Origin of the sequence: Chloroflexus islandicus, from assembly GCF_001650695.1 — a bacterium.
Lineage (GTDB): Bacteria > Chloroflexota > Chloroflexia > Chloroflexales > Chloroflexaceae > Chloroflexus > Chloroflexus islandicus.
On the sequence record NZ_LWQS01000105.1, the window covers coordinates 1 to 5,252 of the forward strand.

General features: G+C 64.5%; 2 protein-coding genes. One reads left to right on the forward strand and one right to left on the reverse strand.

The annotated features are described in order from the left end of the window. Window positions 1-388 precede the first annotated feature (388 nt). Window positions 389-1,465, forward strand: a complete 1,077-nt coding sequence (locus A6A03_RS18720; protein WP_066791316.1) for a zinc ribbon domain-containing protein — start codon at window positions 389-391, stop codon at window positions 1,463-1,465. Between the two features lie 6 nt (window positions 1,466-1,471). Here the strand turns inward: A6A03_RS18720 and mfd are convergent, their stop codons facing one another. Further along, on the reverse strand, window positions 1,472-5,014 hold the full coding sequence (mfd, locus tag A6A03_RS18725; protein ID WP_066791319.1) for a transcription-repair coupling factor: 3,543 nt from the start codon (window positions 5,012-5,014) through the stop codon (window positions 1,472-1,474). Window positions 5,015-5,252 lie beyond the last annotated feature (238 nt).

The following is a 5,252-nucleotide window of genomic DNA, read 5'->3' on the forward strand; positions in this document are numbered from 1 at the left end:
ACCCGCCCGCACCGCTGGCATCCGACGACCGCTTCTCGCCGCAGGAGGTGAGCCGATGAAATACCTACCCCCGAAAGGCCGGGGGGGTGAGGGCATCAGCCCGCGCAGCGGGCTTCGTAAGCCTAGCCCGGCCCTTCAGGGCCGGGTGATACAGCGCGGGGATGCACGTTCTGGCCCCACCCCCAACCCCTCCCCCGCTGGGGGAGGGAGTCATACCTCTCCCTCCAGCGGGGGAGAGGCAGGAAGGGGCATGTTACAATAGGTGCAACATGAGTCGCTACGTCTGCTGTACCCTCCGCCGTCATCTCTATCAAGGATGGGCGCAGGCGAACCAGCCGGACGTTGCGCCATTGCACTGCCAAGCCACGCATTGTCTCATGAGGCCGCTATGGATACCACCCGCCGTACTCCTCGCTTCTGCCCGCAATGTGGTGCGCCGCTGCCGCCGGGTGATCCGCGTTTTTGCATCGAGTGCGGACACGCGCTCAGCGCAACGCCGGCGATAACGCCGCCGCCATCAAGTGCGGGACGCATGACGGTACGCTTGCCCAATGCGCGCGTCGAGCAGAGCGTGATCGGCGGCACGGTCAAGCTGCCCTCTTCCGGCGCAATTCCGCCGGGGATGTGGGTGCTCGATGAGCCGCCGTCAGTGCAGGCGGTGGTTGCAATCTATGCGCCCTTGCGCGCCGTCGTCGGCGGTTGGAGCGGCTTGAGCGGCCAAGGTTGGCGGCGCACCGAACGGCAGGCGCGGGCAGGGTCGCGGATGGCGTTTACCTTTGTGGCTGAACGGGTCTGGTTTCCGGCGCCGGGTTGCGGCGGCGGGTTGCAATTGCACGTGACGATTGCCGCTACCGCCGAAGCGGAAGAGGGCCGCGAACGGCTCGGTTTCCGCTACCGCGAAGGCAGCAACCCGCCGATGGAGATCACGCATGCCGAGTGGCACGCCAGCGATGGCAAGACGGTGGTCGAGCACCCGATTCCGGCGATCCAGATTATGGCGCCACCCCGTATTCCGCGCGTCTCTGATCTGCGCGAGACGATCCGGCGGGTGAGCCGGGGTGAAGCCGACCGCTGGGTTGACGGCAGCGCCGCGCGTGGCACTTACCAACTGCTCGGCGGCGACGTGCAGCAGCGCACTCCCGCCGGACGCGGTTTGCTGTTGGTTGAGGTCGCTGAGCCTGAGCGGCGGCATTGGTTGCAGCGCTTTTTCGTGTTGACTCCCGGCCACTACCGCGCGCGCATTGAACGACCATTTACAGCCGATCTCGGCCAGTGGAAGCAACAGGTGAAGGCGATCCAACGCGAAGCGGCGAGCCTCGGTCTCGATATCGAGACGGATGCCGCCGTGGAGTGGTGGCTTGACCGCTACGGCTACGATGGCGTGATCTTTACCGGCGCGCGGCAGAAGTATCAGTGCGAACAGGTAATTGTCGCTTTCCGGCGCGGGCAGTTGGTGCGGGTGTAACGCCTCTCACACCATCGCTTCCACCACCGCTAGCAATCGTTCTGGCCACTGTGCCCCTGCCAACCGCCGGTCGAGCCGGATTGATTGCTGGCCAAAGGCCAGCGCCTTATCGCGCGGGAAACGCCGGCGTAGCCGTTCGCGCAGCGCCGGCGAGAGCAGCGTGGCCAGCCGGATCAGAAAGATGTCGCCTTCGGTCGTGATCGAAACCACTCCCGCTTGCAGCGCCAACAACCGGATCTGCAACCAGAAGATCAGGTGCTGCACCGGTTCGGGCAACGGCCCGCCAAAACGGTCAATCAGCTCTTGGCGCAAACCGCGCACCTCCTCGATGGTGGCGGCATCGATCATCCGCTGGTACACCGCCAGCCGCACGCGCTCGTCGGCGATGTAGGCAGGCGGGATGTAGGCGGTCAGTGGGAGATCGATCGTCACCAGCGGCGCCACCAGCACCTTTTCCGAGACGGTGGGCGCGCGCAGACTCTCGGCCATCTCAGCCGCAGTGACAGTTGTGGTCTGATCGGCGGCGGCGGCATCCACCTCGCGCTTGAGTTTGCGCACCGCCTGTTCCAGCAAGCGCGAGTAGAGGTCGAACCCGACGGCGGCAATGTGGCCTGACTGCTCGGCCCCCAACAGATTACCCGCGCCACGAATCTCAAGATCGCGCATCGCAATGCGAAAACCGGCCCCTAATTCAGTCGCTTCTTGGATCGCTTCCAGCCGCTGGCGCGCTTCAGAAGTCATAAACCGGGCCGGCTGGTAGAGCAGGTAGGCGTAGGCCCGCGTCGCGCCGCGCCCCACTCTGCCGCGCAATTGGTAGAGCTGGGCCAGACCGTAGTTGGTCGCATCGTCGATGATGATGGTATTGGCGTTGGGCACATCAAGGCCGCTCTCAATAATCGTCGTGCAGACCAGCACGTCATAGCGCCCCTCGAAAAAGTCCATCATCACCCGTTCCAGCTCGCGTTCGGGCAACTGGCCATGGCCGACGGCGATGCGCGCTTCCGGCACGAGCCGGCGCAACCGCTCGGCGACGTGGTAGATGCTCTGCACCCGGTTATGGACAAAGTAGACCTGCCCTTCACGTTCGAGTTCACGCCGGATGACCTCTTGCACCAGATGATCATCTGCCGGCACGACATAGGTCTTGATTGGGATGCGATCTTCGGGCGGCGTATCGATCACGCTCAGGTCACGAATCCCAGCCAGCGCCATGTGCAGCGTGCGCGGGATCGGAGTCGCGGTCAGGGTCAGCACATCAACTTCGGCGCGCAGCACTTTGAGCCGCTCTTTGTGGCGCACGCCGAACCGCTGCTCTTCATCGACGATCACCAACCCCAGATCGCGGAACACCACGTCATTCGAGAGCAAGCGGTGGGTGCCGATGATAATGTCGATCTTGCCCCGCGCCAGATCGCGCACGATGGCATCTTGTTCTTTGGGCGAGCGAAACCGCGAGAGCATTTCCACCGTCACCGGGAAGGCAGCCATGCGTTTGCGGAAGGTATCGAAATGCTGCTGAGCCAGCACCGTGGTCGGCACCAAGATCGCCACTTGCTTGCCGTCTTGCACCGCCTTAAACGCCGCCCGCAACGCCACCTCAGTCTTGCCGAAGCCGACATCGCCGCAGACCAGCCGATCCATCGGCGTTGGCTTTTCCATGTCGGTCTTGACCTCGACAATCGCGCGCAGTTGGTCATCCGTTTCGAGATAGGGAAAACTGGCTTCCAACTCGCGCTGCCACTCATTATCGGGCGAGAAGGCATAGCCGGGCTTGAGCTGGCGCTGGGCATAGAGGCGGAGCAACTCTTCAGCCAGCTCTTGCACGGCAGCGCGCACCTTGCGCTTGGTGCGCTCCCAGTCTTGGGTACCGAGCCGGGTGAGGGTGGGAGGGCCATTGCCAGCGCCGATGTAGCGGGTCACGCGGTCGATCTGGTCAACCGGCACATAAATCTTATCTTCGCCAGCGTAGCGCAACACCAGATACTCACGCTCGACCTCGCCGACAGTACGCCGGATCATGCCATCAAACACGGCAATCCCGTGCTCGATATGCACCACGTAATCGCCGGGCTTGAGCGAGCGCAAAAAGGCGTTGCGGTCAGCCAGATTCGCCTTGCGTCGCCGTTCGCTCAGCGGGCGGCGCTGGCGAATGCCGAAGATCTCGCTGTCGGTGAGCAAGGTCAAGCGCAGATCGGGCAAGGTAAACCCGGCCTCTAGACCGCCATGGACGGGCACAAAACGACCGGGTGTCGTCTCGCCGGCGACCTGCTCGCCGACCAACTCTTGCAGGCGGGCAGCTTGAGCGGTCACCGCCACGACCAGCTCACCGGCGCGCACCTGCTCGACAATGGTCGCAATCAAGCGGCGGAGCTGGCCGCCGTAGAGCGGCGGCACGCCGAACAGCGGCGGCGCGAGCGCCCCGGCATGCTCATTGTGGCTCAGATCGGCGACGATCAGCGTCGCGGTAGCGGCCAGTCCCAATTCCTCCCAGCGCAGATAGGGGCGAGGAAAAGCGGACGGCAACTCACCCAGCGCCACCAATTGATCGCGGTACTCAGCGGCTTGGGTGTCGATCTCGCTGGCGTGCTGGGCGAGCAGATGGGATTCGGCCAATAGCACCACACTACCCGCCGGCAGATAATCGAGCAGGGTGACGGGTTGATCAACGAAAAACGGGGCGTAGAACGCGCGGCCTTCAAACCGCTGGCCCTCGGCCAACAGGGAGCGGGCGGCGGCCCACTCCTCGCGCACCTCGCGGCGCAACCCGCTCAGATCGAGCGCATCGATCCGGCGCAACGCTTCGGCAACCCGCCACAGCGGAATCTCGTGGGGCGGGCCAATCTCAGCCTGTTCCAACCGCTGCTCGCTGCGCTGGGTGGCTGGGTCGAACCGGCGCAAGCTATCAATCTCATCATCAAACCACTCAATACGCAACGGCAACTCATCACCCGGCGGCCAGACATCGAGAATCGCGCCGCGCCGGCTCACCTCGCCGGGAGCTTCGACCATAGCTGCGCGCTGATAGCCATTGGCGAGCAACGTCTGCACCACCTGCTCAACCGGCAACCGCATCTCGCGCCGCAGCCGGATCGTAGCCGCGGCTAGCTCAGCGGGCGGCAACGTTGGCTGCATCAGCGCCTTAACCGAGGTGACAATCACCCCGCTCACCGCACCGGCGTGCAAACTGCGCAATACAGCCAACCGGCGTCCGAGCACCTCAGCGCCGGGAGACATCTGCTCGTAGGGCAACGCATCGGCGGCGGGGAAGAGCCACACCTGATCGGGGGCCAACCACTGGCACAGATCATCGGCGGCGCGCTGGGCGCTCTCGGCGCTGAGGGTCACGTAGAGCACCGGCGCCGGCTGCCGGCGGGCCAACGCCGCCACCAACGCCGGACGGGCCGCCGCCGGCACGGGGGCCACCGTTTGGTAGCTGGGGCGCAAGGCAGCGGCCAGCGCCGCCAGCGCGGGCAGGTCGGCGATTGCCGCACCGAGCGCGCTGACGCTGGTCAGCGGGAGTTGGGCGTAGGTTGTTGGCAGTGTGGTCATGCAGTTAGACAACAGTTCTGGCGGTTGATGGTTTACCGCAGAGGTCGCGGAGGACGCAGAGGTTTTTACTTATGTATCCTTTGCGCTACTCTGCGACCTTTACGTCTTTGCGTGTTTATCCTTAGCGACCCTTTGCGGCCTTCGCGCCTTTGCGTGTTTATCCTCTGCGTCTTCATGATGGCCCCCCTCCCAACCTCTCCCCGCTGGGGGGAGGGGTATGACTCCCTTCCCCGGAGGG